Source organism: Streptomyces lushanensis, from assembly GCF_001700515.1.
GTDB classification, from domain to species: domain Bacteria; phylum Actinomycetota; class Actinomycetes; order Streptomycetales; family Streptomycetaceae; genus Streptomyces; species Streptomyces lushanensis.
In genome coordinates this window covers 1-2290 of sequence record NZ_MAUD01000680.1, presented here as the reverse complement: position 1 = coordinate 2290, position 2290 = coordinate 1, and the positions used below count along the sequence as shown (strand labels likewise).

The 2290-nt window shown below is 66.7% G+C and carries 2 protein-coding genes; one reads left to right on the top strand and one right to left on the bottom strand.

Going from position 1 to position 2290, the window contains the following annotated elements:
* Positions 1-409: 409 nt before the first annotated feature.
* The gene (locus BFF77_RS32365; RefSeq protein ID WP_066957136.1) at positions 410-844 is read left to right on the top strand and encodes an SsgA family sporulation/cell division regulator; all 435 of its coding nucleotides are present in this window, start codon (positions 410-412) and stop codon (positions 842-844) included.
* Positions 845-935: 91 nt separating this feature from the next.
* On the opposite strand, the gene BFF77_RS32360 is transcribed toward BFF77_RS32365, so the two are convergent.
* Positions 936-2290, bottom strand: a 1355-nt coding sequence (locus BFF77_RS32360; protein ID WP_169922764.1) for a YibE/F family protein, incomplete at its 5' end; no start/stop codon positions are given.

Sequence of the window (2290 nt, the reverse complement as noted above, 5' to 3'; positions counted from 1 at the left end):
GCCCCCGCGGGCGGGCCCTCGCCCGTCGGCATGCCTGGGGGTGACGGTGGCCACGGTGACAAGAAGCACAGCTCTGAGTGTTCTCGCCCTCGACGAGGCTGTGCAGAATCGTCGCGGCAAGATCATTGGTTTGATCGGCCGTCGGTACGACACGCTCGACGCGCCCGTCCGTTTCGGATCCGTGGCGGCGGCCGTGGCTGTTTCTGCGCCACTCCATGAGCGAGGGCAATGGCTCCCGACGGTCGGGCGATTACACAGAGAGACCAGATCGTTGCTCAGCAGGCTCGCCTTCTCTATCTGTATCTGAAAAATTACTCCTTGTGATCTGCTAGCGCTTACAGGACGATTGCGTCAAGAGGGTCAACGGGGATCATTCCCAGCCACTGTTTCATCTACTCCGGAGTACACGATGCGCGAGTCGGTGCAGGCCGAGGTCCTGATGAGCTTCCTCGTCTCGGAGGAGCTGGCGTTCCGGATCCCGGTGGAACTCCACTACGAGATGAGAGATCCCTACGCCGTGCGCATGACATTCCATCTGCCCGGCGACGCGCCTGTCACCTGGACGTTCGGTCGTGAGCTGCTGCTCGACGGGATCAACACGCCGAGCGGTGACGGCGATGTGCATATCGCGCCCACGGAGCCCGAGGACCTCTCCGATGTCCATATCCGGCTCCAGGTCGGCGAGGATCACGCGCTCTTCCGCGTCAGCGCCGCGCCTCTGGTGGCCTTCCTCGACCGTACGGACCGACTGGTTCCGCTCGGTCAGGAGCGCACGCTCGGTGACTTCGAGGGCAATCTTGAGGAGGCGCTCGGCCGCATCCTGGCCGAGGAGAACGCCGGCTGAGCCAGACGGAACGGGGCCGTCCGGGTGATCCTTTCCGGCCGAACGGATCTCCGGGCAGGACGGCGATTTCCGGGCCGGGACGGCAGTAGGACTACTTCTTGCGGCGCCGACCCCTGCCGCCGCCCAGTTTGCGCGCCGATGCGCTCTGTACCGGCAGTGAGGGCGCCGCTTCCGGGCCTTCGGGATCTGAGAGGCCCACTGAGCCCGGCGTACCTGTCGGCGTACCCGTCCGCCCTGCCGGACCCGCCGACCAGGCGCCCGCTGCCCCACCAGGACCAGGGGCGGGACCAGGACCAGGCGCCGGGTACGACGGCGCGGGAGGCAGGGCCTCCGTCGGGGCCGTTGACGGGGCCGCTGGCGAGTCGTTCTGCCCCGAGCGGTCGGCGGACACCACCAGCGCCGCCAGCGCCGTGGTCACCGGCACCGAGGCGACCAGACCGATCGAGCCCACGAGCGTTCTGACGATCTCCTCCGCCACCAGTTCACTGTTCGCGACCGTACCCACCCCGGACTGCGCGATCGAGAACAGCAGCAGCAGCGGCAGCGCGGCGCCCGCGTAGGCGAGGACGAGCGTATTGACCACCGAGGCGATATGGTCCCGGCCGATCCGGATACCCGCCCGGTACAGGCCACGCGGTCCCATCGACGGATCCGCCTGATGCAGCTCCCACACCGCCGAGGTCTGTGTGACGGTCACATCGTCCAGGACGCCGAGCGAGCCGATGATGACGCCCGCCAGCAGCAGGCCGCTCATATCGATTTCGGGATAGAGGCCATGGATCAGCCCGGTGTTGTCGTCGGTATTGCCGGTCAGGCTCGCCCAGCCGATGAAGAGCGACCCCAGCAGCCCGATCAGCAGCAGTGAGATCAGTGTGCCGAGGACCGCGACCGAGGTACGGGCGGTCAGCCCATGGCACATGTAGAGCGCGAGCAGCATGATCGCGCTGGCTCCGACCACCGCCACGACCAGCGGATTCGATCCCTGAAGAATCGCGGGCAGGATGAACAGCGTCAGCACGGCGAAGGAGACGGCGAGTGCGACCAGCGCCATGACACCGCGTAGCCGCCCCACCACGACCACCGCCAGCGCGAAGATCCCGGCCAGCAGGGCCATGGGGAATCTGCGGTTCACATCCGTCACGGAGTACTGGAGATCACGGGGTGCGTCGGGTGCGTATGCCACTACTACGCCCTGTTTCACGTGAAACTGCCGCGGTGCGTCCGGCTGGACGACCTCGATAAAGGTCCTCCCCTTCTCCTTGCCGCTGGTGACCTTGATCGTCGCCTTGGTGCAGTCACCGTTCTCCGCCCGCTCCGCCTCACGTCCCTGAGGTTTTGAGGTGTCGCCGGTGGAGGGGATCTGGGCGGCGTTCACGTCCTTGCAGTCGACCCGCTGGATCTGAATCACCTGGCCCTGCTCGGTCTGCCGGTCGAAGCCCACACCGG

Excerpts from the sequence above, each read along its gene's own strand:
- BFF77_RS32365 (WP_066957136.1), top strand. The coding sequence starts at position 410 with ATGCGCGAGTCGGTGCAGGCCGAGGTCCTGATGAGCTTCCTCGTCTCG.